The sequence below is a fragment of the Streptomyces sp. NPDC087215 genome (genome assembly GCF_044744885.1).
Taxonomy (GTDB): domain Bacteria; phylum Actinomycetota; class Actinomycetes; order Streptomycetales; family Streptomycetaceae; genus Streptomyces.
Window position 1 is genome coordinate 434,565 of sequence record NZ_JBIUZD010000005.1, and the last position, 24,879, is coordinate 459,443.

The following is a 24,879-nucleotide window of genomic DNA, read 5'->3' on the forward strand; positions in this document are numbered from 1 at the left end:
GGGTCAGACGGTGGCGGGCTCCCGGCGCCGCTCCCGGCGCTCCGCCGCGCGGACCGGGTCGAGCGAGGGGACGGCCGCGAGGAGCCGCCGGGTGTACGGGTCCCGGGGTGCGCCGTACACCTCGGCGACCGTGCCCTGTTCGACGATCCGGCCCTCGTGCATGACGGCGACCCGGTCGCTGACCTGCCGGACGACGGCGAGGTCGTGGGCGATGAAGACGAGCCCGAGGCCCAGTTCGGCCTGGAGTTCGGCGAGCAGCGCGACGACCTGGGCCTGGGTGGTGACGTCGAGCGCGGAGACGGGTTCGTCGCAGACGATCAGCCGGGGTTCGGCGGCGAGGGCGCGGGCGATGCCGACGCGCTGCCGCTGTCCGCCGCTGAACTCGTGCGGGTAGGCGCCGTACCGGTCGGGGTCGAGGCCCACCCGGTCGAGCAGTTCCCGCACCCGGTTCCGTATCCGGGTCCCGTCGCTCTCCCCCGCCGCCCGCAGGGGGTCGGCGATCGACTCGCCGACGGAGCGGCGCGGGTTGAGGGAGGAGACGGGGTCCTGGAAGACCATCTGGAGTTCGCGGCGGTGGGGGCGCAGTTCCCGGTCGGTGAGGGAGCCGAGCTCCGTTCCCCGGTAGCGGAGTTCGCCGTCGGTGGGGTCGAGGAGCCGTACCAGCATCCGGCCGAGGGTGGTCTTGCCGCTGCCGGACTCCCCCACGACGCCGAGGGTCTCGCCCGCGCGGACGGTGAGGGAGACCCCGTCGACGGCGGTGAAGGTCTTCCCGCCGCGCCCGAACTCCCTTCGCAGGCCGTGTGCTTCGAGGAGCGGCGGGCCGTCCTTCGCCGGGGCGGGCCTGACCGGTCCGTCGAGCCGGGGCACGGCGGCGAGCAGCCGTCGGGTGTACGGCTCCGCCGGGGCGCCGAGGACGGTGGCGACGGGTCCGCGTTCGATCTCGCGGCCGTCGCGCATGACGAGGACCTCGTCGACGCTCTCGGCGGCCACGCCGACGTCATGGGTGACGAGGAGCAGCGCGGTGCCGGTCTCTCGGCGCAGTCCGTGCAGCAGGTCGAGGATCTGGGCCTGCACGGTGACGTCGAGGGCGGTGGTCGGTTCGTCGGCGACGATGAGCCGGGGTTCGCAGGCGAGGGCCATCGCGAGCAGGGCGCGCTGCCGCATCCCGCCGCTGAACTCGTGGGGGCGGGAGCGGGAGCGGCGGGCGGCGTCGGGGATGCCGACCCGGTCGAGGACCTGGACGGCGCGGGCGCGGGCGGCGCGCCGGGTGCCGCCGAAGTGGGTCCGGTGGACCTCGGCGATCTGGTCGCCGACGGCGTAGTACGGGTCGAGGGCGGACAGCGGGTCCTGGAAGACCATGGCCGCGGTGCCGCCGCGCAGCCGCCGCAGTGCGGCGGGACCGGCGGTGGCCGGGTCGGTGCCGTCGACGCGTACGGTGCCGCCGATACGGGCTCCGGTGCCCCGGTGGAGTCCGAGGAGGGCGGCGGCGACGGTGGACTTGCCGCTGCCGGACTCGCCGACGAGGGCGAGCGCGCGGCCCTCCTCCAGGGTGAAGGAGAGTCCGTCGACGGCCCGGACGGGTGCGCCGTCTCGGGCGAACTCGACGGTGAGGTCCCGGACTTCGACGAGCGGCGGCGCCTGGGCGACGGCGGGGCCGTGGGGCGGGGCGAGCGGTGTCCCGGCGGTGGGGCCGGGCGCTTCGGCGGGCGGTGTCATGTGAGGACGACCCTTCGGTCGGCGGCGGCGTAGAGCACGTCGGCGAGGACGTTGGCGAGGACGACGAAGACGCCGGTCACCAGGACGACGCCCACCACCACCGGCAGGTCGACGGAGCGGACCCCGTCGATGAGGGTCTTGCCGAGTCCGGGGATGCCGAAGAGGGACTCGGTGAGGACGGCTCCGCCGAACATCGAGCCGAAGTCGACGGCGCTGACCGCGATCACGGGCGGGACGGCGCCGCGCAGGGCGTGCCGGGTGACGACGGACCGTTCCCCGACCCCGTAGGCGCGGAAGGTCCGGATGTGGTCCTCGGCCAGTGTCTCCAGGGTGGAACTCCTGGTGAGCCGGGCGTACTTGGCGGACTCGAAGAGGCCGAGGGTGAGCCAGGGCAGCAGCATGTTCCAGGCCCACTGCTCGGGGTCCTCGCCGAGCGGCACGTAGCTGGGGAAGGGCAGCCATTGGAGGTGGGCGCAGACCACCATGAGGAGGACGAGGCCCAGGATGAAGACGGGGGTGCCGGTGCCCGCGAGGGTGACCAGGGTCAGCAGGCGCTCGGTGGGTCCGCCCCGGCGGAGCGCGGAGAGCAGTCCGGTGCCGACGCCGACGACGAGCCAGACGGCCATGGCCCCGAAGGTGAGGGAGGCGGTGGCGGGAAGGCGGTCCAGGACGATCCGGGTGACCTGCTGGTCGCTCTGGTAGGAGAGGCCGAGGCAGGGTGCGTCGCAGTGGACGACGGAGGTGCCCGCCGAGTAGTCGCGGCCGGCGAGAACGCCCTGGAGGAAGTGCAGGTACTGCGTGAAAACACTCTCGTTCAGGCCGAGTTGCTCGCGCACCTGGGCTATCTGCTGGGGGTTGCAGCGCTCCCCGCAGGCGAGCCGGGCGGGGTCGCCGGGGGCCAGGTAGAAGAGCGCGTACACGAGGACCGAGAGCGCCAGGAGGACGAGCGCGGCACCCGCGAGCCGCTTGAGGACGAAGCGGGTCATCGGGAGGTCTCCTTACGGGTGCCCACGCGCAGCCGGCCGGCCTCGCGCGGGTCGAGGGCCGTGCGGACCGCGTCGCCGAGGACGGTGAAGGCGAGCACGGTGACGAAGAGCAGTCCGGCGGGGAGCAGGACGTAGGCGGGGTCGGCCCGGAACCAGGTCTGCGCGCTCGACAGCATCTGTCCCCAGGACGGGGTGGGCGGGGTGACGCCCACCCCGAGGAAGGAGAGCGAGGCCTCGACGACGATGTTGGTGGGGACGAGGATCGCCGCGTAGGTGATGACGGGGGCGGCGAGGGAGGGCAGGAGTTCGCGGCGGGCGGTCCGCCAGGGGCCGGAGCCCGCGAGCCGGGAGGCGGCGACGAAGTCGAGGCCGCGCAGGGTGAGGGTCTGGGCCCGCACGATCCGGGAGGTCCCGGCCCAGCCGAGGAAGCCGATGACGAGGATCAGCAGCAGCGGGCGGGGGAAGCCGCGCGGGACGACGGCGGTGAGGGCGACGGCGAGGACCAGCATCGGCAGGGCGACGAGGACGTCGGTGACGCGGCCGAGGACGCTGTCGGCCCAGCGGTTGCCGAGCCCGGCGGCGAGGCCGACGAGGAGTCCGATGAGGACCTGGACGACGGTGGCGCCGACGGCGACGAGGAGGGAGATCCGGGCGCCGTACAGGAGCCGGACGAACAGGTCGCGGCCGGTGCCGGGTTCGACGCCGAGCCAGTGGTCGGCGCTCGCCCCGCCGAAGGAGCCGTACGGGACGCCGCCGCGGGCCGAGTCGACGAGGTCGTCGTGGTACGTGTTCGGGTCCTGGCCGGTGAGGGCGGCGATCAGCGGTGCGGCGAGGGCGAGGAGGACGAGCAGGAGGAGGACGGCGGCGGAGACGAGGGCTGCCGGGCGGGTGCGGAGCCGTCGCCACACCTGCCGGGCGGCGCCCGTGGCGGGAAGGCCCGCCACGGGCGCCGTCGTACCGGTCGGGGAGGTCACTTGACCGCGACCTGCGAGACGTCGAGGACACCGGTCCAGTCGCTGATGACGACGTTCTTGACGCTCTTGCCGACGAGCCGCTTGTAGACGGGGTGGAAGAGGGGCACGTCCAGGGCCTGGGCGCCGATCTTCTTGTCGAGGGCGCCCCAGCGGACGGCGGCGGCCTTGAGGTCGGTGAGCTTGTTGATCTCGTCGATCTCCTGGTTGACCGCCGGGTCGTTCAGCTGCGCGTGGTTGTAGTTGGAGCCGTTGGTGACGATCTGGCGGCCGTCGAAGATCGGCGCGAGGAACGGTCCGCCGGCCGGCCAGTCGGCGCCCCAGCGGGAGAGGAAGAAGCCGGGGGCGTCCTTGACGCTCCAGCGCTTCTCGTTGAAGGAGTTGGGCTCCTGGCCGTCCAGTTCGACCTTGATGCCCGCCTTGCCGAGGGCTTCCTGGACGGCGGTGGCGATCTCGGGGCTGGTGGCACGGTTCTGGGCGGTGGAGTGCAGCAGGGTGATCGTCAGCCCGTCGGGGTGACCGGCCTCCTTCAGGAGGGCCTTGGCCTTCTCCGGGTCACCGGTCTTCCCCGCCGGGAAGTGGTCGTACGGCGTGTACCCGAAGGACTCGCGCTCGGGCAGGAAGGTGGTGGCGGCCTCGGCGAGCGCGGAGCCGCCCGCCGCGTTGACGACGCTGGTGCGGTTGATGGCGTACGAGATCGCCTGGCGCACCTTCGGGTTGTCGAAGGGCTTCACCTTCGGGTTGAAGGCGAGGTAGTTGGTGTAGCCGAAGTGGCCGGTGCCGACGCGGGCGGCGAGTGCCTTGTCGGAGCCGACCTGGGCGAGTTCGGCCGGGCCGAGGTTGGTGTCGGTGGTGACGGCGGCGGAGTCGGCGCCGGTGGAGGTGGCGAGGCGCTGGTTGATGACGGCCTCGTCGAGACCGGAGCGGACGTCGATCCTGTCGGGGTAGGCCTTGCGCTCCTCGTCGGTCTTCGGGTCCCAGTGCGCGTTGCGCTCCAGGACCAGGCGCTCGCCGTCGTTCTCGTTGCGCACGACCTTGTACGGGCCCGAGGACAGCGGGTGCTCCTCGTACTTCGCGCCGGTGTCCTTGGCCTCGGGAACGGGGGCGAACTGGGTCTGGGTGGCGACGAAGGGGAACTCGCCCTCGGGCTTGCGCAGCTTGAAGACGATGGTCCGGGCGTCGGGGGTGGCGACGGAGGCGAGGCCCTTCTTGTCCTTGTACGGGCCCTGGTAGGTGTCGCCGCCGATGAGCCAGTCCCGCAGGTAGGGGGCGCCGCCGGAGAGTTCGGCGGCGAAGGAGCGCTCGACGCCGTGCTTGATGTCGGCGCTGGTGATGGGCGTGCCGTCCTCGAACTTCAGGCCCTCCTTCAGCGTGAACGTCCACTCGGTGGCGTCCTTGTTGGGGCGGCCGGTGTCGGTGGCGAGGTCGGGGACGACCTCGGTGCCCGCCGCGCCCTCCTCGCGGTTGCGGGTGGTGAGCGTGCGGAAGACGAGGGAGGGGACGTTGCCGCCGCCGGAGGTGTAGAGCCGGGCGGGGTCGAAGTCGGTCTGGGGCTCGCTGTTGAGGACGGTCAGCGTGCCGCCCTTCCGCGGGGCGCCGGAGTCCTTGCCGGGGGTGCCGCCCTCGGCGCCGGTGCCCTCGGGTCCCGCGCAGGCGGCGGCGCCCGAGGCCAGGACGAGACTGACGGCGGCCGCTGCCACGCGGCGCGAGATGACGGACGATCGACGCATCGGAAGAAAACCTCTCGGGGAACTGCGAACGGGGAAAGGGAATTCCACGCGGGCAGCGGCGAGCGGAGTCGTCCCCGTGAATGTGCCGGGAAACGGAAAAGCAGAAAGCCGCGCCTGCGGGAAGGAAGAACCCGGGCGCGGCACATTCGCGTAGGAAATTACGGAAAGAAGGGCCGACGAGCGCTCGGGCGGGCGTCAGCTACAGAGAACGTCGGCGACGGAGTGTCCGGTCACGCCGATGAGCGCCAGCTCAATGGCGGCGCGCTCGGAGACGACGTGACGGTGCGACATGCCGAGAAATATGAACGAACATGCGAGCGATGTCAATGCGGCATCGGAAATCCCGGGATTCCGCGCCCCGGCCTGCGGGCCGGAATCCATCGGCCGGAATGTCAACTCCCGGGATGGACCCAGGGGTTGGGGCGGCACTTGATTCCGCCGATGTTCAGGGACTTCGTCTGCTGCTGCATCACCGGGGCGAGGGCGCCGGGCGTGGCACAGTCCTTGTGGGTGTGCCCGAGCCGGTGTCCGACCTCGTGGTTGATGAGCATCTGCCGGTAGGCGTACATCGCCTCGGGTCCGAAGGTCGCGGACCCCTGGGCCCAGCGGAACGCGTTGATCATCACGCGTTCGGTGGAGGCCGAGTCGCAGGACACGTTGTCGATCGTCGTGTCGAGGCCGGATTTGGCGCACCAGGCTCCGGTGGTGCCGGGGCTGGCGAGCGTGATGACGAACCGGGGGTCCCCGCTGGAGATCCGCTCGAAGGACATGGCGCCCCGCCCGGCCCAGCTGCGCGGGTCGTTGAGGGTCTTCTGCACGGCCGAGGCGAACAGCTCCGGGTCGAGCCCGAGCCCCTCCTCGACGTCGATCCGGTAGCGGATCAGCTGTCCGGTGCCGGGGGCCTTCTGGAAGCCGGGCACGGCCTTGAAGGTGCCGGAGCCCTTCAGCTTCGGGTCGATCGGGTACTGCCGGGCCATCAGCTGTTCGTAGGTGGGCGGCGGCGGGGTGACGGCCGGCGCGGGGCTCGTCGGGGCGGTCCGGTCGTCGGAGCGGGAGGCCGGGCCGTCGGCCGAGGCCCGCCCGTCCGGCTCCTCGGTGGCGCGGGGGGCGGCCCCGGTCGTCTCCCGGCCCGTGACCTGCCCGGCGACGACGACGGCGAGGACGGTGGCGACGGCGGCGGCCGCGACTCCGGTGAGGGTGCGGCCGAGTCCGCCCCGGGCGGCCGGGAGCTCCGCCTCCGGCTCGTCCCCGGGAAGGCCCTCGCGGCGGGGGCCGGGGACGAACCGCGCCTGTTCGGCGTCCCGCCGGGCCCGGCCCGACCCGGGTCCCGGGCCGTACGACCCGGGGCGCGGACCGCCCTCGTCGTGCTGCGGATGCCCCCCGCGCGCGGACGCCCCGGGACCGGGAACACCGGCCGACGCGGGGACGCGGGTGCCGTGGACGGGGGTGCCGTGCGCGGGCGTACCCGGCCCGGCGGACCCGTACGCGGGGGTGCCGTGCGCGGGCGTGCCCCGCTCCGGGGACCCGTACAGCGGAGTCCCGTGGGCGGGGGTGCCGGGCTCGCCCGGCCGCATTCGGCGGCGGCCGGTGCCCTGCGGGGTGCCGGGCCGTGGCGGCGCCGGTTCCACCACGGGCTGCTGCCCGGTGTCGGCCACCGACGGCGCGGCACCCTTGCGGCTGTGTCGTCCCACGCCCCGGATCAGCTCCCGCCGTTGTCGGCGATCAGGTCCCGGACGGCCTGCGCGACCGTCTCGGGGTACTCCATCATCGCCACGTGACCCGCCTCGGGAAGGGTCAGCAGGCGCGAGCCGCTGAAGGCGGCGGCCGCCCGGCGGGCCATCCGGTACGAGACGAGCTGGTCGCGTCCACCGTAGACGAGCAGCGTCGGCGCGAGGACCCGTTCGGCCTGCCGCCACAGTCCGTGCTGGCCGCCGAGCGTGTACGCGTCCACGATGCCGCGCGCGGAGCGGGCCATCGCGTCCCAGAAGTAGGGGAGTTCGAGGCGCCGCTCCATCTCCTCCACGGCGTACAGGAAGCCCTCGTCGGTGACCTGGCCGGGGTCCCCGTAACAGAGCGAGAGGACGCCCCGGACGCGCTGCTCCGGCGTCCAGTCCCGGCTGAGCCTCGCGAAGAACCCGGCGACGCCGGGCACCGCGAGCAGGGCCGTCGGCCAGGCGGTCCGCTGGGCGCGCAGCTCGGGCAGGGCGGGCGAGACGAGGGTGAGGGTGCGGACCAGGTCGGGCCGGGCGGCGGCGACCCGGGTGACGACCGCGCCGCCCAGCGAGTTGCCGACGAGGTGGACCGGGCCCCGGCCCGAGGAGTCGAGGAGCCGGACGACGGCACGGGCGTGCCCGGTGACCGAGTAGTCGCCGTCGTCGGGCGGCGGGGAGTCGCCGAAGCCGGGCAGGTCGACGGCCTCGGCGTCGAGGAGGTCCGAGAGCAGCGGCATCAGGGTGGACCAGTTCTGCGAGGAACCGCCGAGACCGTGCACGAACAGGGCGGGCGCCCGCCCAGGCCCGTCGCCGGGCCTGGCGCGCACCGAGAGGGTGAGTCCGGGCAGCGCCACGGAGCGGAGTTCCTCGCCGTCGGCGACCCGTACGGCACGGGGCGCGCGCGACGCCGGGGACACGGCGGCGGTCCGGGTTTCCGGCAGCTCGGTCGACGACATGGCCGCAATATTACGAGACGATCACGCGCGGGCGTGTGTGGATGCGGTCACACGTACGGAACCGTGCGGTCACCCGTGCGTGTGCGGTGGGAGGCGGCTGCTCCTAGGCTCGGAGGAGAGGGCCTTCGGAGAGGACCGCGACCCGCCGCCGGAAGGAACCCCATGACCGTCGATCCGAGCGATCCCGACACTTTCGCCGAGGAAGCCGAGGAAGCCGAAGAGGCCCGGGAAGGGAGCACCGTACTGGACGACGAGATCCCGGAGGCGGACGCGGCCGAACAGCACACGGAACTGCGGCAGCGCGAGAACGAGCCGGTCACCCACCTCGAACGGGATTCGGCGAACGAGGCCGATTCCTCCGAGCAGGCCCGGGTTGTCGCCCTGGACGAGGACGACTACCGCTGATTTGTTCGGTTTAAACTTGAATCGCCTGTCGACCTGGGCGTCCGGTCCGTGAAATTCTGCGTCCGCACCGCGCACAGCCGGGTTACCCAAAAGTACGATGGCGACGCGGGCGACAGCGCGCATGGATCGATTCTTGGGAGGCCGCGTGAGCGCCATCGAGCAGACAGAGGCAGCACGCCCTCGGGGCACGCGCCTGCCGCGACGTGCCCGACGGAACCAGCTCCTCGGCGCGGCCCAGGAGGTCTTCGTCGCCCAGGGATACCACTCGGCCGCCATGGACGACATCGCCGAGCGTGCGGGCGTCAGCAAGCCGGTGCTCTACCAGCACTTCCCGGGGAAGCTGGAGCTGTACCTCGCCCTGCTGGACCAGCACTGCGAGTCGCTGCTCCTCGCGGTGCGGACGGCGCTCGCCTCCACCACCGACAACAAGCTGCGCGTCGCCGCCACGATGGACGCCTACTTCGCCTACGTCGAGGACGAGGGCGGCGCCTTCCGGCTGGTCTTCGAGTCCGATCTGACCAACGAACCGGCCGTGCGCGAGCGCGTGGACCGGGTGAGCCTCCAGTGCGCCGAGGCGATCTCCGAGGTCATCGCCGAGGACACCGGTCTCGCCAAGGACGAGTCGATGCTGCTCGCCGTGGGCCTCGGCGGGGTCTCCCAGGTCGTGGCCCGCTACTGGCTGTCGAGCGGGTCCGCCATCCCCCGCGACAAGGCGGTCGGACTGCTGACCTCGCTGGCGTGGCGCGGCATCGCCGGGTTCCCGCTGCACCCGGTCGACGGACAGCTGAGCGCCGAGGGCCACTGAGGGTTCCCGCCCGGTGTTCGCTCCTGGCGTGCGGCGGCTGAGCCGTGCACGTCCCCTCACCGGGCTAATGTGTGCAGCGTACGGCGCGGAGATTCGCGCAACGCTGACCGTTCGGAGGGACATAGCCGTGGAGGTCAAGATCGGCGTGCAGCACGCACCCCGGGAGATCGTTCTGGAGAGCGGGCAGTCCGCCGAGGAGGTGGAGCGCGCCGTCGCCGACGCGCTGGCCGGCAAGGCGCAGCTGCTCAGCCTCTCGGACGAGAAGGGCCGCAAGGTCCTCGTCCCGGCCGAGAAGATCGCGTACGTGGAGCTCGGCGAGCCCGCCGTGCGCCGCGTGGGCTTCGGCACGCTCTGAGCCCACCGGGCCCGGAATTCCGCGGAAGGCCCGGTGGACCGTCATGGTCCACCGGGCCTTCCGTGTGTCCGGACCGGAAAGGACCCCGGGCATCGGGCATCGGGCGAGGGGCCGGACTCCAGGGGCTGGGGAACGGCTCCGGACAGGCGTCCGCCGGAGATCCGCCGAGCGGTCTCTCGTATGTCTGTATGTCCACGTCAGGGCGTACGGAAGGATTGTTTTCCGGGCGCCGTGGGTAGGAGGGCCTTCGACCGCACCACCCGCCCCGCACGCTCCGCGAGGTGATCCGCCGTGTTCCTGGAAGCCCTCGGTTCCGCCCTGCTCGGTTTCGCCCTGGCCTGGGCCGCCGCGCACCGGCTGCCCGACCGTCTCCCCGTCCGGGCGACCGTCCTTCTCACCGGCACGCTGGGCGGTGTCTTCGGCGCGCTCGTCACCCACGGGGCCCTGGGGCCGGGCCACTTCCTCGCCACCCTCGTCGGGGCCGTGGCCGTGGCGGCGGTGCTCGTCTCACTCCTCGTCAGGCCCGCCTCACGGCGGCTGCGGCGATCAGCGGCGGTGTGACCGCCGCCGACCGTACGGAGAGGAGCGGCGGCCTCAGGCCGCCAGACCCAGCGCGGCCATCCGCTTGGTGTGCGCCTCGGTGATCCGGGAGAACATCCGGCCCACCTCCGCGAGGTCGAAGCCGTCCGCGACCCCGCCGACCAGCATCGTGGAGAGCGCGTCCCGCTCGGCCACCACCCGCTGGGCCTGCGAGAGCGCCTCACCCATCAGCCGACGTGCCCAGAGCGCGAGCCTGCCGCCGACGCGCGGGTCGGCGTCGATCGCGGCGCGGACCTTCTCCACGGCGAAGTTGCCGTGGCCGGTGTCGTCGAGGACGGCCAGGACGAGCCCGCGCGTGTCGGAGTCGAGCCGGGCGGCGACCTCCCGGTAGAAGTCGCTGGCGATCGAGTCGCCCACATAGGCCTTGACCAGGCCCTCCAGCCAGTCCGACGGAGCGGTCTGGCGGTGGAAGTCGTCCAGCGCCTTGGCGAAGGGCTCCATGGCCGAGGTCGGCTCCGCGTCGACGGCGGCGAGCCGGTCCCGCAGCCGCTCGAAGTGGTGGAACTCGGCCGAGGCCATCTTCGCCAGCTCCGCCTTGTCCGCGAGGGTCGGCGCCAGCTTGGCGTCCTCGGCGAGCCGCTCGAAGGCCGCGAGCTCTCCGTAGGCGAGGGCACCGAGGAGGTCGATCACGGCCGCGCGGTACTGCGGCTCCTCAGCGGCCGTCGCCCAGTTCTCGGCGGCGATCCCGGTCGGTGTGGCGTTGTCAGGCGTCTCCATGGAGCGCACAATAACCCGCTCGCGCACCGGGGGAAGGCGCTGGTCATTCAGTGTGACCGTGCCCTCATCGCCATTTCTCCCAACACACATGCGCGATTCCGGGGTACAGTGGTAATGCGCCTGCTGAGTATGCGGACATGCTTTCGCACGTTCGGACGTATCCGGTGGGCCGACTCATGAATGAGGATGCCCGGTCGGTGGCCCGATCGGCTCCGGCCCGACAGCCCTTCCGGCGGACCCGCGGAAGGGTCACCCTCAGCGGTACGACGCTCGAGCGACGGCAGTGGTCCCGTGCCACCCGGCAGCGATCCCAGGATCGTGTCGGCGGTTCCCGGCACGGTACGACCCCCTTCGTTCGCCTCGCGCCGCGTCTCACAGAAGAGGCAGCACCCTGACTACGACTTTCCGAGAACTCGGAATCCTCCCCGAGACGGCCGAGGCCCTGGAGGCCGTCGGTATCGTCGCTCCCTTCCCCATCCAGGAGATGACCCTCCCGGTCGCCCTCACCGGCACCGACGTCATCGGCCAGGCCAAGACCGGCACGGGCAAGACCCTCGGTTTCGGCCTCCCCATCCTGGAGCGCGTCACCGTCCCGATGGACGTCGAGGCAGGCCGGGCCAAGCCCGAGCAGCTCACCGACGCTCCGCAGGCGCTCGTCGTCGTGCCCACCCGCGAGCTGTGCCAGCAGGTCACCAACGACCTCCTGACCGCGGGCAAGGTGCGGAACGTGCGCGTGCTCGCCATCTACGGCGGCCGGGCGTACGAGCCCCAGGTCGAGGCGCTCCAGAAGGGCGTCGACGTCATCGTCGGCACCCCGGGCCGTCTGCTCGACCTGGCCGGACAGCGCAAGCTCGACCTGTCCAAGGTCAAGGTCCTCGTCCTCGACGAGGCCGACGAGATGCTCGACCTGGGCTTCCTGCCCGATGTCGAGAAGATCATGAACATGCTTCCGCCGAAGCGTCAGACCATGCTCTTCTCGGCCACCATGCCGGGCGCGGTCATCGGTCTCGCCCGCCGCTACATGTCGCAGCCGACGCACATCCGCGCCACCTCGACCGACGGCGAGGGCGTGACCGTCGCCAACATCAAGCAGCGCGTCTACCGCGCGCACTCGATGGACAAGCCGGAGATGGTCTCCCGCATCCTCCAGGCCAACGGCCGCGGGCTCGCGATGATCTTCTGTCGCACCAAGCGGACGGCCGCCGACATCGCGGAGCAGCTGGAGCGGCGCGGCTTCGCCTCCGGCGCGGTCCACGGCGACCTCGGCCAGGGCGCCCGCGAGCAGGCGCTGCGCGCCTTCCGCAACGGCAAGGTGGACGTCCTCGTCTGCACCGACGTCGCCGCGCGCGGCATCGACGTCGAGGGCGTCACCCACGTCATCAACTACCAGTCCCCCGAGGACGAGAAGACCTTCCTGCACCGGGTCGGCCGCACCGGCCGCGCCGGGGCGAAGGGCACCGCCGTCACGCTGGTCGACTGGGACGACATCCCGCGCTGGCAGCTCATCAACAAGGCGCTCGGTCTCGACTTCCACGAGCCAGCCGAGACGTACTCCAGCTCCCCGCACCTGTTCGAGGAACTGGACATCCCGGCGGGCACCAAGGGCGTCCTGCCCCGAGGCGAGCGGACCCGCGCGGGTCTGGGCGCGGAGCAGCTGGAGGACCTGGGCGAGCCCGGCGGACGCCGTGGGCGCGGCCCGAAGCCCGAGCGGACCGAGGAGCGCCCCGAGCGCACCCGGACCCCGCGCCAGCGTCGGCGCACCCGGGGCGGCGAGCTGGACGACGCCCCGGTGACCACCACCGAGACGGCTCCGGTCGCGGCAGCCCCGGTGGCCACCACCGAGACGGCTCCAGTCGCGGACGAGGCGAAGACCGAGGCCGGTCCGCGCACCCCGCGCCGTCGCCGCCGCACCCGTGTCGGCGCCCCGGACTCGCTGCCGGTGACGCCGTCGCAGCCGGTGGCCCGGACCGAGGCGGCCCCGGCCGCCCGTACGGAGGCCGCCCCGGTGGCGACCGCCGTCGAGACCGCTCCGGCGCCCGTCGCCGCGGCCGCTCCGGCCGAGGAGCCGAAGGCCCCGGCGGAGGAGCCGAAGGCCCCGCGCCGCCGCTCGACGAAGAAGACCGCCGCCCGTCCGGAGGCCGTCAGGACCGCTCCGGCCGCCCAGGCCCCCGTGGCCCAGGGACAGGCTCCGGCGCCCCGCCGTCGCCGCCCCCGGGTGGTCCGGCCCGCCGAGGACACCGGTTCGTTCCAGACCGTGGAGTCCGCCGCGGCCGCGCTGCACGCGGCGAAGGCGTCCCCGGCCGCCCCGGTGGCCACCGCCGTCGAGACCGCTCCGGCGCCCGTCGCCGCGGTCGCCCCGGCCGAGGAGCCGAAGAAGGCCCCCCGCCGCCGTACGACGAAGAAGACCGCCGCCCCGGTGGCCGAGGCCGCCGCTTCGGCCGTCGCGGTCGCCGAGCCGGTCGCCGCCGCCCCCGTGGTGGCGGAGCCCGCCGCCGAGGCCCCGGCCACGGCGGAGGTTCCCGCGCCGCGCCGCCGCCGGGTCGTCCGCAAGGCCGCCGGTTCGCCGGTGACCGCCGCCGCCGTCGTGGAGCCGGTCGCCGAGCCGGAGCCCGCGCCGGTCGTGGCGGAGGAGCCGCAGAAGCCCGCCCGCCGCCGGGTGGTGCGCAAGGCCGCCGGTTCGCCGGCCGGTTCCGCGCCCGCCGAGGCGGTCGTCGTGACGGTCCCGGCCGTCAAGGCGGCCCCGGCCGCCCCCGTCGCGGAGGCCGCTCCGGCGCCCGTCGCCGAGGCCGCCCCGGCCGAGGAGCCGAAGAAGGCCCCCCGCCGCCGTACGACGAAGAAGGCCGTCGCCGCTCCGGCGGACACGGCCGCCGAGGTCCCGGCCGCCGAGGCGACCGAGGAGGCCCCCAAGGCTCCCCGGCGCCGTACGACGAAGAAGGCGGCGGTGGCCGCCGAGGCGCCCGACGCCTCCGAGCCGAAGACCCCGGCCCGGCGCCGTACGACGAAGAAGGCCGTCGCCGCTCCGGCGGACACGACCGCCGAGGTCCCGGCCGCCGAGGAGGCCCCCAAGGCTCCGCGTCGCCGCACCACGAAGAAGGCGGCGGCTCCGGCCGAGAGCTGATCCCGCCCGATCCCGTCGCCGAGGCCCGGCCCCTTCCCGGGGGCCGGGCCTCGGCGCGTACGGGGACTTCCCCGGGTCCTGCGGCACGGCCCTACGGGCCTGAGGGTTCCCCTCGGGGATGCGCCCCGCCCCGACCTCCGACCTTGCGTGTAAGCCCCCACCCGGGCCCGGCGGACATGGACCGCCGGATCTGGTGCTCTCCGGCCGACGCGGACCGCTCGCGGCCCACTCCGGTGGACCGTCCCGGAGCCCTGCCCGGACGCTCCGGGCCCCGGCCCGAGGAGTCTTCCGGGACCCCGTCCCCAGAGAGCGCACCCGGGCGCGTGTCCCTGGCTTCCGAGGCATCCGAAGGCCGTTCCCCGCCACCCGGCGACGAGAACCGCCGGAACCCGCGTCCGGGGACCACCTCTGTTCCGTACGACCCTTACGGGACCCCCGTACGGGACCTGCGTACGGGACCTGCGTACGGGCCTCGGGACCGGCCGACCCTCGCCGCCCGAATCCCGGGCCACGCGCCCGACCCCACAGGTCCGGCAGGTCCCGCAGACCTCGGACCTCCCCAGGCCCCGGCGCACGTCGACCACTCCCCGCCCCGGCCGACGTGACCGCCCCCGGTCCTGCCCGTACGGCCCGTTCAGGCGTGTGTACGTGAACCGGCCCCGGACGCGGACCTGGCAGGCATCGTGCCTCCCCTGGCCCCGCGTACATCACCGCCCGGTCTACGCGGACCACCCCGCACACTTCGGCCGTCCCGTGTCCCGGCCCGCATGGGCCGTTCAGGAGGCCCGCTCGCGTGGGCGGCCCCCGGTCCCGGACGCCGGGGGCTCACCCCGGCCGGTCGCCCGGTACCCCGGCCGTCCGGGCCGCCCCGGTGCGCGTTCCTCCGGTTACAGTCCAGGCATGAGCAAGCCCCGGTCCCTCGCGCTGCCGCCCCGTACCCGCGTCCGTCGCCTGGTGACCGCGCGCGGCGACTTCGCCGTCCTCGACGCCGGGCCGACCGGTGAGCGGCGCGGCACGGTGCTGCTGCTGCCCGGCTACACCGGCAGCAAGGAGGACTTCCTCGCCCTGCTGGGGCCGCTGGGCGAGGCCGGGTACCGGGCCGTGGCCGTGGACGGGCGGGGCCAGTACGAGACTCCGGGCCCCCGGGGCCGGGCCGCGTACCGGCGCAAGGCGCTGGCGCTGGACGCGGTCGCGCAGGCCGCCGCGCTCGGCGACGGTCCCGTGCACCTGCTCGGGCACTCCTTCGGGGGTCTGGTGGCCCGTGCGGCGACCTCGCTCGCGCCGGGCGCCTTCCGGTCCCTGACCCTGCTCTCCTCGGGCCCCGGCCGGGTGTCCCGGCCGCAGCGCGTCCGGGTCCGGGTGCTGCGCGCCGCCCTCGCGCTGCTGCCGAAGGAGCGGGTGTGGCAGGCGATGTGCTGGCTGGACAGCCGGGGCGAGGAGCCGGACACCGACGACGCCCCGCAGCTCGCGGACTTCCTGCGGCGCCGCTGGACGCGCACCCGGATCGCCCAGCTCTCCGGTGCGGGGCGGCTGCTGCTCAGCCGTGAGGACGGCACGGCGGAACTCGCCGCACTGCCGCTGCCGCTCCACATGGCGTACGGGGCGGACGAGATGGTCTGGCCGACGGCGGACCTCGCCGGGGCGGCGGCCCGCACCGGCGCGCACCACACCGTGGTCGCGGGCGCGGGCCACTCCCCCAACGTGTCGCACCCGCGCGAGCTGGCCGACCGGCTCACCGGCTTCTGGGAGCGGACGGCGGTGGCCCGGACCGCCGGGACCGCCCGCTGAGGCCCGTTCCCCGGCGAACCGGGGCCGGGGGGGTCAGAACTGCGTCTTGAGGTGCTGCCAGAAGCCGTCGCGCAGGGCGCGCCGCAGGGCCGAGTGGCCGCGCAGGGAGCGGCTGAGCAGGCGTTCCGCCTCGACGAGCAGCTCTTGGTCGACGGGTCCCGGCAGATAGGGAGCGGCGGGCATCAGCTCGGCGAGCCGTTCACGGCCGCGTTCGCCGAGCCAGATGGCCGCGATCCGGGCGCCGATGAAACGCACCTCCTCGCGGGAGGGCGGCGGCTCGCCCTCGTTCTCGTACGTGGTGACGGGACGGCGGGTGACGTACGGGCGGCAGAAGTCGAGCTCGAAGGTGCGCTGGCTGTCGACCTCCCAGAGCAGGGCCTCTGCCTGGTTGCGGCCCTCCGCGGCCTCGATGCCCCAGAGGTGGACGCGGGCGCCGTAGCCCTGGGCGGCCTCGACCGCGGAGACGAGGTCCTCGTCGCCGCCGACCAGGGCGGCGTCGCTGATGGCCCGGTGGCGGGCGAGGGACTCCAGGTCGGAGCGGATGAGGGAGTCGACGCCCTTCTGCTGGTTGTTGGCGTTGAGGTTGCCGAGGCGGACCTTGACGTCGGGGAGTTCCGCGATGGCCTGCTGTTCGGGGGTGTGGATACGGCGACGGGCCCCGTCGTACCAGTAGACGCGGAGCAGTCGGCTGTCGGCGAAGATCGTGCGGGCCGTGTCGATGAAGGCGTCGATGAGGCCCTCGGCGTCGAGGTCGAAGGAGCGGCGGTCCTCGGTGCCCGCCACCAGCAATCCGGCCGCAGCATGGACGTAACCGGCGTCGACGAAGATGGCGTGGGTGGAGGGGGTCTTGGCTACCTCGGCCAGCATCCGCCGGAGGAGGTCGTTGGTGCGGTCCAGGCGGGCGTCGAGGGCCTGCAGGCGGGCGTCGGTCCCGGTGGCCGGGGCCGCTTCGGCGGTGCCGGGGGGCTCGGTGGTACCGGTGGCTTGGGTGGTGCCGGGGGCTTCGGCGGCGCCGGGCGTCCGGGCGGTGTCTGCGTCGTTCATACGCGGCTCATTCTCCGCCCCGGCGGTCCCTCCCGCCACACCCCTACCAGGTGGTAGTTAGGCATTCGAAAATTTTCCTTAGCGTAGGGAATGTTTGCAGGATGCATCTCGTTGTACAGGGACGTAAGACAGTTCTCCGTACGGAGGATCAACTCGGACGAAGGGAGAAGCCTGTGCGCTTCGAAATCCTGCGACTCGACGACATCGACGGCACGCCCGTCGACAGGACCGTCGTGGACGCCGCCTCCGTCAACCGGATCGTGCAGCAGGCCGCAGCGATCGGCCAGCGCATCTGGATCCGCCCCGCCGAGACCTCGGCCTCGTAACAGGCCGGGTCCACCATCACGCACCGCGCCCCCGCGCGGACTCCGCGACAGCGGAATCCGCACGGGGGCGCAGTGGCGTCCGGACCCGACCGGACCGGGCGGTCAGGAGCTCTGGACGACCTGGGTGACGCCGTTGATGATCTGCTGGACCGCGATGGCGGAGAGCATCATGCCCGCGAGCCGGGTCACCAGGACCACACCGCCGTCCTTGATGACCCGGATGATCAGCAGCGAGTAGCGCATGGCCAGCCAGAGCACGAGGTGCATGGCGGCGATGGCGGTCCAGACGGCGACCTGCGAGGCCACGCCGTCGGCGTTCTGCACGGCGAGGATCACCGAGACGATCGCACCCGGACCGGCGAGCAGCGGCATTCCGAGCGGGACCAGGGCGACGTTGACGTCCTTGGTCTGCTTGGGCTCGTCGGTCTTGCCGGTGAGCAGGTCGAGGGCGATGAGGAGCAGCAGCAGACCGCCCGCGATCATCAGCGCGGGGACGGAGACGTGCAGATAGGCGAGGATCTGCTGGCCGAGGATGCCGAAGACGGTGATGACGCCGAAGGCCACGGCGACGGCCTGCCAGGCCATCCGGCGCTGCACCTTGGCCGGGCGGCCGGAGGTGAGCGCGAGGAAGATCGGGGTGATCCCGGGGGGATCCATGATCACGAAGAGGGTCAGGAACAGCGAGCCGAAGACGGCGACGTCGAACACGTGGGTTGCCTTGCGGGAGAGACGAACGGTGGGTTCTGACCCCGCGGACCGGAATACGTGATTCCGGAGGCGGGGCAGGTGGAGCGCCGCCCCGCGCACGGCACGGAGCCGTACGGGGGCGGACCAGGACGAAGAGAGTGCGGGAGGAAAGGGCTGGGCGCGGGCGGGGCGGGCGGTGTGCCTGTCGGATCAGCCGGGCGAGCCGGACCGGACCGGCAGGACCGGCAGGACCGGACAGACCGCTCGGACCGGCGGAGCCGTTCGCGCCGGATGGACCGTTTCGGACCGGTCGGATCGCTCGGACCGGTCGGACCGGCAGAACCGTTCGCACCGGGTGGACCGTCGGGCCGGGTGGACCGTCGGGCCGGGTGCGGCACGCGGTCGCTCCCGGTCGATCGCCCCGGCGGGCGGCGGACCCCCTACGGGCTCGCGTCCCCCTAGGGGGTTCACGTCCCTTACGGGTTCCGGCTTCCCTTACGGGTTCCGGCTTCCCCTACGGGATCTGATCCCCCTACGGGTTCCGGCCCCCTGACAGGGACCTGGCCCCCTCACGGGATCCGATACCGCCCTACGGGATCCGGCGCCCTGACAGGGGCGCCCCGGTCAAGGTCCGGTTCCCCGACAGGGACCGGCTTTCCCCTGGCGCAGTTCCTCGGGTGAGGACCGGCGTGGTCCGGGGTGTCCGACAGGCACGGGCGGGCCGGTGCTCGCGCCACGGGTTCGGCGCGCTCCGCGAGGACGCCCGTGGAAAGGGCGCCCGGCGGTCGCGCCGGGCTCGTGGCGCTCCGGCCCCGTCCCGCACGGCGGCAGCCGTCAGGCGGCGGGTCCCCCCGCGCCGGGGACCGGGAAGGCGCCTGCGGCACGGCGGGTGATCTCCCCGTAGATCTCGGGGTCGGTCGTGTACTCGCCCAGGCGGCAGGTCTTGCGGCTGCCGTGGTAGTCGCTGGAGCCCGTGGCCAGCAGCCCCAGCTCCTTGGCGAGGCCGCGCAGCCGCGCCCGGGTCGCCTCGTCGTGGTCCATGTGGTCGACCTCGATGCCGTCGAGACCGGCCTCGGCGAGCCGGGCCGTCGCGGACTCCGGCAGCACCTGACCCCGCTTGACGGCGAGCGGGTGCGCGAAGACGGTGACGCCGCCGGCCGCCTTGACCAGGCGGATCGCGTCGACCGGGTCCAGTTCGTGCTTCCCGACGTGGGCCCGGCCGCCGTCGGCGAGCCAGTCGGAGGTGAAGGCCCCGGAGACGTCGGGGACGACCCCGAGCTCGACGAGGGCCTCGGCGACGTGCGGACGGCCGACCGAGCCGTCCCCGGCGATCCGGGCGACCTGCTCCCAGGTCACGGGGACGCCCAGGTCCTGGAGCCTGCCGACCATGGCACGGGCGCGCGGGACGCGGTCGTCACGGACGAGTTCGCGCTCCGCGAGCAGCGCGGGCTCCTCCGGGTCGAAGAGGTACGCGAGCAGGTGGAGGCTGATCCCGTCCATACGGCAGGACAGTTCGGCACCGGTGACGAGGGTGAGGCCCTCGGGCAGCGCGGCGATGGCCTCCGCGTGACCCCGGGTGGTGTCGTGGTCGGTGAGGGCGACGACGTCGAGCCCCGCGGCAGCCGCGTTCCGGACGAGTTCGGCCGGGGAGTCCGTGCCGTCGGAGGCCGTGGAGTGGGTGTGCAGATCGATGCGCACGACGCGGAACTCCCGGAACTCGGCACGGACGAGGGACGCTCCAGCATAACGGCCCGTTCGAACACCCGGGTACGGAACGTGACGGCTGCCTGCGGCGCGGCCGTCGCCCCCGGCGTACCGGCTCCGCCGTCACGGCGGGACGGCACCGGACGCCCTCCGGGCCGCGACCCCGCCAGGACGTACGGGAGCCGTCGCGTCCACCGTCTCCGCAGGACGTACGGAACGCCTCCGCGCCCACCGGCTCCTCCGTGGCGCAACGGGCTCCGCGACCCCCACCGGACGTACCGTCTCCGGCGGGTGGGGCCCGGCCCCGTGTCTCAGCCCAGCAGTCTCGGGGTGAGCGCGCCGCAGGGGACCAGTTCGACCTCGGCGCCCGCGTCGCGCAGGTCCGTCAGGACCAGTTCGTCGTACATGAGGAGGCCCGACTGCTCGGGCCAGACGATCGCCCACAGCCAGAGCCCCCGGGCCTCTCCCGCGAAGACCGCGCGGTCCTGCGGGGTGCCGGTGACGTGCCAGAGCGGGGTGGGGCGCCCCGCGGCGAGGACCTTGGTCTGCGGGGGCTTGTCGATGGCCATGCCCGCGCCGGGATCGGGGCCGTCGATGCCCGCGTACCGCGCGCCGAGGCCGACGCCCAGTTCCTCGGCGACCAGGAGGAGTTCGCCGATGCCGCCGAGGGGGCCGGGGCCGGAGCAGGCGACGGCGGTCGCGCGTCCGCCGCTGCGGTCGTCGCCCGCGTACGCGACACCGGTGAAGAGCCAGCCGACGGGCAGGGGCCACGGCATCCAGACCGGCACGTGGGACCGGTGCACGACGACACCGAGGGCCTCGACGCTGGGCGGGATGACGGGCTGGAGCGGGTGCACCGAGCCGTGCGCGTCACACTGCCAGGAGTCGGCGAAGAGTCCGGGCGCCCTGACCCGGCCACCGCACTTCGGACAACTGGGTTCGCCCCTCATAGGGCCCAACGGTCCTACCCCCGGGGCCCGGCGTCAAGGACGATCACGGACGATCACCCGTCCGGCCTGTGGCGTTCACTCCGCGTCTCCACCGGACCTTCCGCCACCCCTTCCACATGTAGATGTATATTGCATTCATTAGCTGCTCTAACTTATTTTGCGTTCCTCGCAACCGTCCCGACGCGGAGGAGTCCCACCATGCGGAGAGAAGACGACACGGCGGACTCGGACGCGACGGCGGGCGGCCCGCTCCGCCAGCCACCCGCCGTCTGGGCCACCGCGGGCGCCTCCGTGGTGGCCTTCATGGGGATCGGGCTCGTCGACCCGATCCTCCCGTCGATCGCCGAGGGCCTCGACGCGAGCCCCGGCCAGGTGTCGCTGCTCTTCACCTCGTACTTCCTCATCACCGCCGTGGCGATGCTGGTCACCGGCTTCGTCTCCAGCCGCATCGGGGGACGCCGGACCCTGCTCGCCGGGCTCGCGCTCGTCGTCGTCTTCGCGGCGCTCGCGGGCACCTCCGAATCCGTCGGCCAGCTGGTCGGCTTCCGCGCGGGATGGGGCCTCGGCAACGCGCTCTTCGTCTCCACCTCGCTCGCCGTGATCGTCGGAGCGGCGGCAGGCGGCAGCGCGGCAGCGATCCTGCTCTACGAGTCGGCGCTCGGCCTCGGCATGGCGTGCGGACCGCTCCTCGGCGCCGTCCTCGGCGACGCGAGCTGGCGCTACCCGTTCTTCGGCACGGCGGCGCTGATGGCGGTCGGCTTCCTGTGCATCGCGGTGTTCCTCCGGGAACAGCCGAAGCCCGCCCGCAGGACCTCGCTGCTGGACCCGGTCCGGGCGCTCGGCCACGGCGGGCTCGCCTCGGCGGCGGCCGCGGCCTTCTTCTACAACTACGCGTTCTTCACCGTGCTCGCCTTCACCCCGTTCGTCCTGGACATGACGCCGTACGAGTCCGGCGCGGTGTTCTTCGCGTGGGGTCTGCTGCTCGCCGTCTTCTCCGTGCTGGTCGCACCCCGGCTCCAGCGGCGCCTCGGCTCGCTCCCGGTGCTCGGCGGCTCACTCGTCCTGCTCGCCGCCGACGTGGTGGTGCTCGGGTACGGCGACCACACCACCGCGATCGTCTGCACGGTCCTGTCGGGCGCGTTCATCGGCGTCAGCAACACCGTGTTCACCGAGCTGGCGCTCGGCGTCTCCGACGCCCCGCGACCGGTGGCGAGCGCGGGCTACAACTTCGTCCGCTGGTTCGCCGCGGCGGCGGCCCCCTACTTCGCCCCGAAGATCGAGGAGTGGACCGACGTCCACGTGCCGTTCCTGGTGGCGGGCGCGGCGGCGGTCACCGGGGCCGCGATCGTCGGTGTCCGGCGCACCTCCCTCACCCGCGAGGCGGCGGAGCAGGCACCGGAGCACGCCACGGAGGACGGCGTGGGCGTCTTCGCCGACTGAGCCGGGCGTGACCAGCGTGACCGGCGTGACCGGCGGGGCTGACGGGGCTGACGGGGCTGACGGGACCAGTGAGCCCCCACGCCCTCCCCGCCACCGGCCCTCCCCGCCCCCACCCCTCAGTCCAGATCCACGGACCTCCGCAGCGGGTCGCGCAGGTCCGTCCCCCGGGCCAGCCAGCGCTCCTCCAGGGCCTGCGCCCCGTGCACCCGCTTCCAGGCGGCCTCGTTCGCGGTCATCGGGAGGAGGGGCAGGAAGCGCACCGGGTCCATCGGCCCGTCGAGCTCCAGGTCCGCAACCAGGCCGCCGGACTCCGCGACGAGGACCGAGCCGAAGGCGGCACCCGGCCAGAGCGGCTCGCCCACGTCGAGCGAGGCGCCCGGGGCCACGACCACGCCCTCCACCTGCGGGGTGGAGGCGAGCACGGCCAGCGGGCGCAGCACCTTGTCGGTGTCGGCGAGCCCGCCCCGCACGGTGAGGACGAGTTCGGCGCGCGGTCCCGCGACCGGATCGGCGAGGGTGGCGGTGGGGTCGGCCATCGGCTGGGCGGACATGCCGAGGGTCGCGTACCGCACGAGATCGCCGTCGATGAAGCGGAGGACCTCGATCCGGTCCGTGCCGAGGAACGTCACCGCGGCCCGCGCGTCCGGTTCCCCGAGGGCCGTACGCAACCGGGCCTCGACCAGAGCAAGAACTTCTCCCATGGGTTGAGCATAAAGCGCGTATGGAACGGGCAAAATAAGGGATTGACCATCAGTCGGCTGATAGTCTTGGCCGCTGGTCGGGAGTCCCGAACTCCCGGCTACTCGTCACACGTCATCCCTCACGAGGGACCGACCGGAGGAGGTGGGGCTGCGATGGACCGAAGTCGATCGGGTAGTACCAGCCGCTCTTCCGGCCCGCACCCCAGCCAGGTGCCCACGTCTCTCCGGTGATCACAGGTCCGCACGGATCTCCTTCTCCGGCTTCTCGCATGACGGAAGAGCATTTCGCCTTTGCCTGTCAGTAGCGAACGCCGTCACCGCGTCCCTTCGGTGCCGCCCGCTTTGTGGACGACGCAATAGCTCCACGTCCCCATTCCGGGCTGTGCCGTGCTCGCCGACGGCCCTCCGTGAAGGAGTATGCCCATGTCGATGATCCGTGACCTGCGCGCCGCCGTCCGTCCCAGCCTGCTGCACCCGCTGCGCAGGACCCCGACCGCGTACACCGCGTACGACCCCACCCGCGACCACTCCGCCTCCAGTGCCGTGGTCGACTGCGCCGTCTACCGCGACGGACGCCGGATCGACGACCGCGAGTGCCTCACCCCGCGCGGCGCGATGCAGCAGGTGCGGGAGAGCGGCGGTTTCGCCTGGATCGGACTCCACGAGCCGACCGAGGCCGAATTCGCCGGGATCGCCGCCGAGTTCGGACTGCACCCGCTCGCCGTCGAGGACGCCGTCCACGCCCACCAGCGGCCCAAGCTGGAGCGGTACGACGACACCCTCTTCACCGTCTTCAAGACCATCCACTACGTCGAGCACGCCGAGCTGACCGCGACCAGCGAGGTCGTCGAGACCGGCGAGGTCATGTGCTTCACCGGCCCCGACTTCGTCATCACCGTCCGGCACGGCGGCCAGGGCTCGCTGCGCAATCTGCGGCACCGCCTCCAGGGCGAGCCGGAGCTGCTCGTCAAGGGCCCCTCGGCCGTCCTGCACGCCCTCTCCGACCACGTCGTCGACGGTTACATCGCGGTCGCCGACGCCGTCGAACTCGACATCGACCAGCTGGAGATCGATGTCTTCTCGCCCGCCGCGAAGGGCTCCACGCGCGGCACGGACACCGGCCGGATCTACCAGCTGAAGCGTGAGGTCCTGGAGTTCAAGCGGGCCGTCACCCCGCTCATGCGGCCCATGCAGCTGCTCAGCGAGCGGCCCATGCGGCTGGTGGACCCCGACATCCAGAAGTACTTCCGGGACGTCGCCGACCACCTCGCCCGGGTCCAGGAGCAGGTCGTCGGCTTCGACGAACTGCTCAACTCGATCCTCCAGGCCAACCTGGCGCAGGCGACCGTCGCGCAGAACGAGGACATGCGCAAGATCACCTCGTGGGCGGCGATCGTCGCCGTCCCCACGGCGGTCTGCGGCGTGTACGGCATGAACTTCGACCACATGCCCGAGCTGCACTGGAAGTACGGCTACCCGATGGTGCTGACCGGCATCGTCGTGATCTGCTTCACCATCCACCGCACCCTCAAGCGGAACGGCTGGCTGTAGGGCGCCTCCCCGGCTCCTCCCCCGTTCCTCCCCCGGAAGGTGTCCGGCGGGCCCGGCCCGGCCCGCCGGACATCCCCTAGGCTTCGGGCCATGACTGAAGAGCTGCTCGGGTCCGCCCTCGTCGAGGAGGCCACCAAGAAGTCCGGCCTGGTGTGGGTGCGCGGCAGCGGTCCGGCCCGCGCGCTCTGGCACGTCTGGTACGACGGAGCCGCCCTCCTCGTCGGCGACGGCCCCGGCGAGCAGCCCCTGCCGGACCTGACGGACGGCGGTACGGCCGAGGTCACGGTCCGCAGCAAGGACAAGGGCGGCCGGATCGTCGGCTGGACGGCCGCCGTACGCGAACTCGCCCCCGGTACGGAGGAGTGGGACGCGGCCGTGGCCGAGCTGAAGGGCAAGCGGCTCAACGCGCCGGACGGCGAGGCGATGACCGCCCGCTGGGCGCGCGAGTGCCGGGTGCTGCGGCTCGACCCGCGCGCGGTGGACGAGGACCTGCCGGACGGCTCCCTCGCCGCCGTACCGCTGCCCTCGCCCGCCACCACCCGCGAGCCCGCGCCCGCCGCCCTGCCGAAGCTGCTGTTCCGGCGCCGCAAGCGCTGACCCGCGCCGCCGGAAGGGCC

23 protein-coding genes are annotated in these 24,879 nt (G+C 73.2%); 10 read left to right on the forward strand and 13 right to left on the reverse strand.

Going from position 1 to position 24,879, the window contains the following annotated elements; translation table 11 throughout:
* Nucleotides 1-3: 3 nt before the first annotated feature.
* From ACIO92_RS17265 to ACIO92_RS17295, 7 genes are all read right to left on the reverse strand, one after another.
* Nucleotides 4-1,716 (reverse strand): dipeptide ABC transporter ATP-binding protein, encoded by a 1,713-nt coding sequence (locus tag ACIO92_RS17265; RefSeq protein WP_402281621.1) that lies wholly within the window; start codon nt 1,714-1,716, stop codon nt 4-6.
* The gene (locus tag ACIO92_RS17270; RefSeq protein ID WP_401242610.1) at nt 1,713-2,702 is read right to left on the reverse strand and encodes an ABC transporter permease; all 990 of its coding nucleotides are present in this window, start codon (nt 2,700-2,702) and stop codon (nt 1,713-1,715) included. Before ACIO92_RS17270 ends, ACIO92_RS17265 begins: the two co-directional genes overlap by 4 nt.
* Nucleotides 2,699-3,646, reverse strand: a complete 948-nt coding sequence (locus ACIO92_RS17275; protein ID WP_401768777.1) for an ABC transporter permease — start codon at nt 3,644-3,646, stop codon at nt 2,699-2,701. The genes ACIO92_RS17270 and ACIO92_RS17275 overlap by 4 nt, the downstream gene beginning before the upstream one ends.
* A gap of 26 nt (nt 3,647-3,672) precedes the next feature.
* Nucleotides 3,673-5,403, reverse strand: a complete 1,731-nt coding sequence (locus tag ACIO92_RS17280) for an ABC transporter substrate-binding protein (RefSeq protein WP_366440173.1) — start codon at nt 5,401-5,403, stop codon at nt 3,673-3,675.
* 195 nt (nt 5,404-5,598) lie between these two features.
* Nucleotides 5,599-5,694: an Ms4533A family Cys-rich leader peptide gene (locus ACIO92_RS17285; protein ID WP_351795738.1), complete on the reverse strand. Its 96-nt coding sequence runs from the start codon at nt 5,692-5,694 to the stop codon at nt 5,599-5,601.
* A gap of 101 nt (nt 5,695-5,795) precedes the next feature.
* Nucleotides 5,796-7,094, reverse strand: coding sequence for a DUF3152 domain-containing protein (locus tag ACIO92_RS17290; RefSeq protein ID WP_402281618.1), 1,299 nt, complete (start codon nt 7,092-7,094; stop codon nt 5,796-5,798).
* Nucleotides 7,095-7,102: 8 nt separating this feature from the next.
* Nucleotides 7,103-8,071, reverse strand: a complete 969-nt coding sequence (locus tag ACIO92_RS17295) for an alpha/beta hydrolase (RefSeq protein WP_366440171.1) — start codon at nt 8,069-8,071, stop codon at nt 7,103-7,105.
* A 162-nt stretch (nt 8,072-8,233) separates the two neighbouring features.
* Here ACIO92_RS17295 and ACIO92_RS17300 point away from each other — a divergent pair, with 162 nt between their 5' ends.
* The 4 genes from ACIO92_RS17300 (at nt 8,234) to ACIO92_RS17315 (ending at nt 10,197) form a co-directional block, all read left to right on the forward strand.
* The gene (locus ACIO92_RS17300) at nt 8,234-8,476 is read left to right on the forward strand and encodes a hypothetical protein (protein WP_366440170.1); all 243 of its coding nucleotides are present in this window, start codon (nt 8,234-8,236) and stop codon (nt 8,474-8,476) included.
* Nucleotides 8,477-8,621: 145 nt separating this feature from the next.
* Nucleotides 8,622-9,281: a TetR/AcrR family transcriptional regulator gene (locus tag ACIO92_RS17305; RefSeq protein WP_366440169.1), complete on the forward strand. Its 660-nt coding sequence runs from the start codon at nt 8,622-8,624 to the stop codon at nt 9,279-9,281.
* Between the two features lie 127 nt (nt 9,282-9,408).
* Nucleotides 9,409-9,636, forward strand: a complete 228-nt coding sequence (locus tag ACIO92_RS17310; RefSeq protein WP_351795725.1) for a DUF3107 domain-containing protein — start codon at nt 9,409-9,411, stop codon at nt 9,634-9,636.
* A 291-nt stretch (nt 9,637-9,927) separates the two neighbouring features.
* Nucleotides 9,928-10,197: a hypothetical protein gene (locus tag ACIO92_RS17315; protein WP_366440168.1), complete on the forward strand. Its 270-nt coding sequence runs from the start codon at nt 9,928-9,930 to the stop codon at nt 10,195-10,197.
* Nucleotides 10,198-10,230: 33 nt separating this feature from the next.
* Here ACIO92_RS17315 and ACIO92_RS17320 read toward each other — a convergent pair whose 3' ends face one another.
* A complete protein-coding gene (locus ACIO92_RS17320; protein ID WP_366440167.1) occupies nt 10,231-10,953 on the reverse strand; it encodes a ferritin-like fold-containing protein in 723 nt (240 codons plus the stop codon).
* Between the two features lie 484 nt (nt 10,954-11,437).
* Here ACIO92_RS17320 and ACIO92_RS17325 point away from each other — a divergent pair, with 484 nt between their 5' ends.
* Together ACIO92_RS17325 and ACIO92_RS17330 are read left to right on the forward strand one after the other, a co-directional pair.
* On the forward strand, nt 11,438-14,071 hold the full coding sequence (locus ACIO92_RS17325; protein ID WP_402281614.1) for a DEAD/DEAH box helicase: 2,634 nt from the start codon (nt 11,438-11,440) through the stop codon (nt 14,069-14,071).
* A 900-nt stretch (nt 14,072-14,971) separates the two neighbouring features.
* Nucleotides 14,972-15,859 (forward strand): alpha/beta hydrolase, encoded by an 888-nt coding sequence (locus ACIO92_RS17330; protein ID WP_366440165.1) that lies wholly within the window; start codon nt 14,972-14,974, stop codon nt 15,857-15,859.
* Nucleotides 15,860-15,892: 33 nt separating this feature from the next.
* Here ACIO92_RS17330 and ACIO92_RS17335 read toward each other — a convergent pair whose 3' ends face one another.
* Nucleotides 15,893-16,726 carry an NYN domain-containing protein gene (locus ACIO92_RS17335; protein WP_366440315.1) on the reverse strand — a complete coding sequence of 278 codons (834 nt, stop codon included), beginning with the start codon at nt 16,724-16,726 and terminating at the stop codon, nt 15,893-15,895.
* 350 nt (nt 16,727-17,076) lie between these two features.
* Between ACIO92_RS17335 and ACIO92_RS17340 the strand changes: the two genes are divergently transcribed.
* Complete coding sequence (locus tag ACIO92_RS17340) at nt 17,077-17,229, forward strand: hypothetical protein (RefSeq protein WP_086823662.1); 153 nt, start codon at nt 17,077-17,079, stop codon at nt 17,227-17,229.
* Between the two features lie 102 nt (nt 17,230-17,331).
* Here ACIO92_RS17340 and ACIO92_RS17345 read toward each other — a convergent pair whose 3' ends face one another.
* The 3 genes from ACIO92_RS17345 to ACIO92_RS17355 form a co-directional block, all read right to left on the reverse strand.
* The gene (locus ACIO92_RS17345; protein WP_366440164.1) at nt 17,332-17,937 is read right to left on the reverse strand and encodes a MarC family protein; all 606 of its coding nucleotides are present in this window, start codon (nt 17,935-17,937) and stop codon (nt 17,332-17,334) included.
* 813 nt (nt 17,938-18,750) lie between these two features.
* On the reverse strand, nt 18,751-19,614 hold the full coding sequence (locus ACIO92_RS17350) for a PHP domain-containing protein (RefSeq protein WP_401242626.1): 864 nt from the start codon (nt 19,612-19,614) through the stop codon (nt 18,751-18,753).
* Between the two features lie 317 nt (nt 19,615-19,931).
* Nucleotides 19,932-20,570: a DUF6758 family protein gene (locus tag ACIO92_RS17355; protein ID WP_366440162.1), complete on the reverse strand. Its 639-nt coding sequence runs from the start codon at nt 20,568-20,570 to the stop codon at nt 19,932-19,934.
* A gap of 198 nt (nt 20,571-20,768) precedes the next feature.
* Here ACIO92_RS17355 and ACIO92_RS17360 point away from each other — a divergent pair, with 198 nt between their 5' ends.
* A complete protein-coding gene (locus ACIO92_RS17360) occupies nt 20,769-22,010 on the forward strand; it encodes an MFS transporter (protein WP_402281611.1) in 1,242 nt (413 codons plus the stop codon).
* 116 nt (nt 22,011-22,126) lie between these two features.
* Here the strand turns inward: ACIO92_RS17360 and ACIO92_RS17365 are convergent, their stop codons facing one another.
* Nucleotides 22,127-22,711, reverse strand: a complete 585-nt coding sequence (locus ACIO92_RS17365; RefSeq protein ID WP_351795705.1) for a suppressor of fused domain protein — start codon at nt 22,709-22,711, stop codon at nt 22,127-22,129.
* Nucleotides 22,712-23,134: 423 nt separating this feature from the next.
* Here ACIO92_RS17365 and ACIO92_RS17370 point away from each other — a divergent pair, with 423 nt between their 5' ends.
* Together ACIO92_RS17370 and ACIO92_RS17375 are read left to right on the forward strand one after the other, a co-directional pair.
* A complete protein-coding gene (locus tag ACIO92_RS17370) occupies nt 23,135-24,262 on the forward strand; it encodes a magnesium and cobalt transport protein CorA (protein WP_366440160.1) in 1,128 nt (375 codons plus the stop codon).
* 90 nt (nt 24,263-24,352) lie between these two features.
* A complete protein-coding gene (locus ACIO92_RS17375) occupies nt 24,353-24,859 on the forward strand; it encodes a hypothetical protein (protein WP_366440159.1) in 507 nt (168 codons plus the stop codon).
* Nucleotides 24,860-24,879: the final 20 nt, after the last annotated feature.

Coding starts and splice junctions, on each gene's coding strand:
- ACIO92_RS17265 (WP_402281621.1), bottom strand. CDS start 1,716: ATGACACCGCCCGCCGAAGCGCCCGGCCCCACCGCCGGGACACCGCTC.
- ACIO92_RS17270 (WP_401242610.1), bottom strand. CDS start 2,702: ATGACCCGCTTCGTCCTCAAGCGGCTCGCGGGTGCCGCGCTCGTCCTC.
- ACIO92_RS17280 (WP_366440173.1), bottom strand. CDS start 5,403: ATGCGTCGATCGTCCGTCATCTCGCGCCGCGTGGCAGCGGCCGCCGTC.
- ACIO92_RS17285 (WP_351795738.1), bottom strand. CDS start 5,694: ATGTCGCACCGTCACGTCGTCTCCGAGCGCGCCGCCATTGAGCTGGCG.
- ACIO92_RS17295 (WP_366440171.1), bottom strand. CDS start 8,071: ATGTCGTCGACCGAGCTGCCGGAAACCCGGACCGCCGCCGTGTCCCCG.
- ACIO92_RS17300 (WP_366440170.1), top strand. CDS start 8,234: ATGACCGTCGATCCGAGCGATCCCGACACTTTCGCCGAGGAAGCCGAG.
- ACIO92_RS17320 (WP_366440167.1), bottom strand. CDS start 10,953: ATGGAGACGCCTGACAACGCCACACCGACCGGGATCGCCGCCGAGAAC.
- ACIO92_RS17325 (WP_402281614.1), top strand. CDS start 11,438: ATGACCCTCCCGGTCGCCCTCACCGGCACCGACGTCATCGGCCAGGCC.
- ACIO92_RS17330 (WP_366440165.1), top strand. CDS start 14,972: ATGAGCAAGCCCCGGTCCCTCGCGCTGCCGCCCCGTACCCGCGTCCGT.
- ACIO92_RS17335 (WP_366440315.1), bottom strand. CDS start 16,726: ATGCTGGCCGAGGTAGCCAAGACCCCCTCCACCCACGCCATCTTCGTC.
- ACIO92_RS17355 (WP_366440162.1), bottom strand. CDS start 20,570: ATGAGGGGCGAACCCAGTTGTCCGAAGTGCGGTGGCCGGGTCAGGGCG.
- ACIO92_RS17360 (WP_402281611.1), top strand. CDS start 20,769: ATGCGGAGAGAAGACGACACGGCGGACTCGGACGCGACGGCGGGCGGC.
- ACIO92_RS17365 (WP_351795705.1), bottom strand. CDS start 22,711: ATGGGAGAAGTTCTTGCTCTGGTCGAGGCCCGGTTGCGTACGGCCCTC.
- ACIO92_RS17370 (WP_366440160.1), top strand. CDS start 23,135: ATGTCGATGATCCGTGACCTGCGCGCCGCCGTCCGTCCCAGCCTGCTG.
- ACIO92_RS17375 (WP_366440159.1), top strand. CDS start 24,353: ATGACTGAAGAGCTGCTCGGGTCCGCCCTCGTCGAGGAGGCCACCAAG.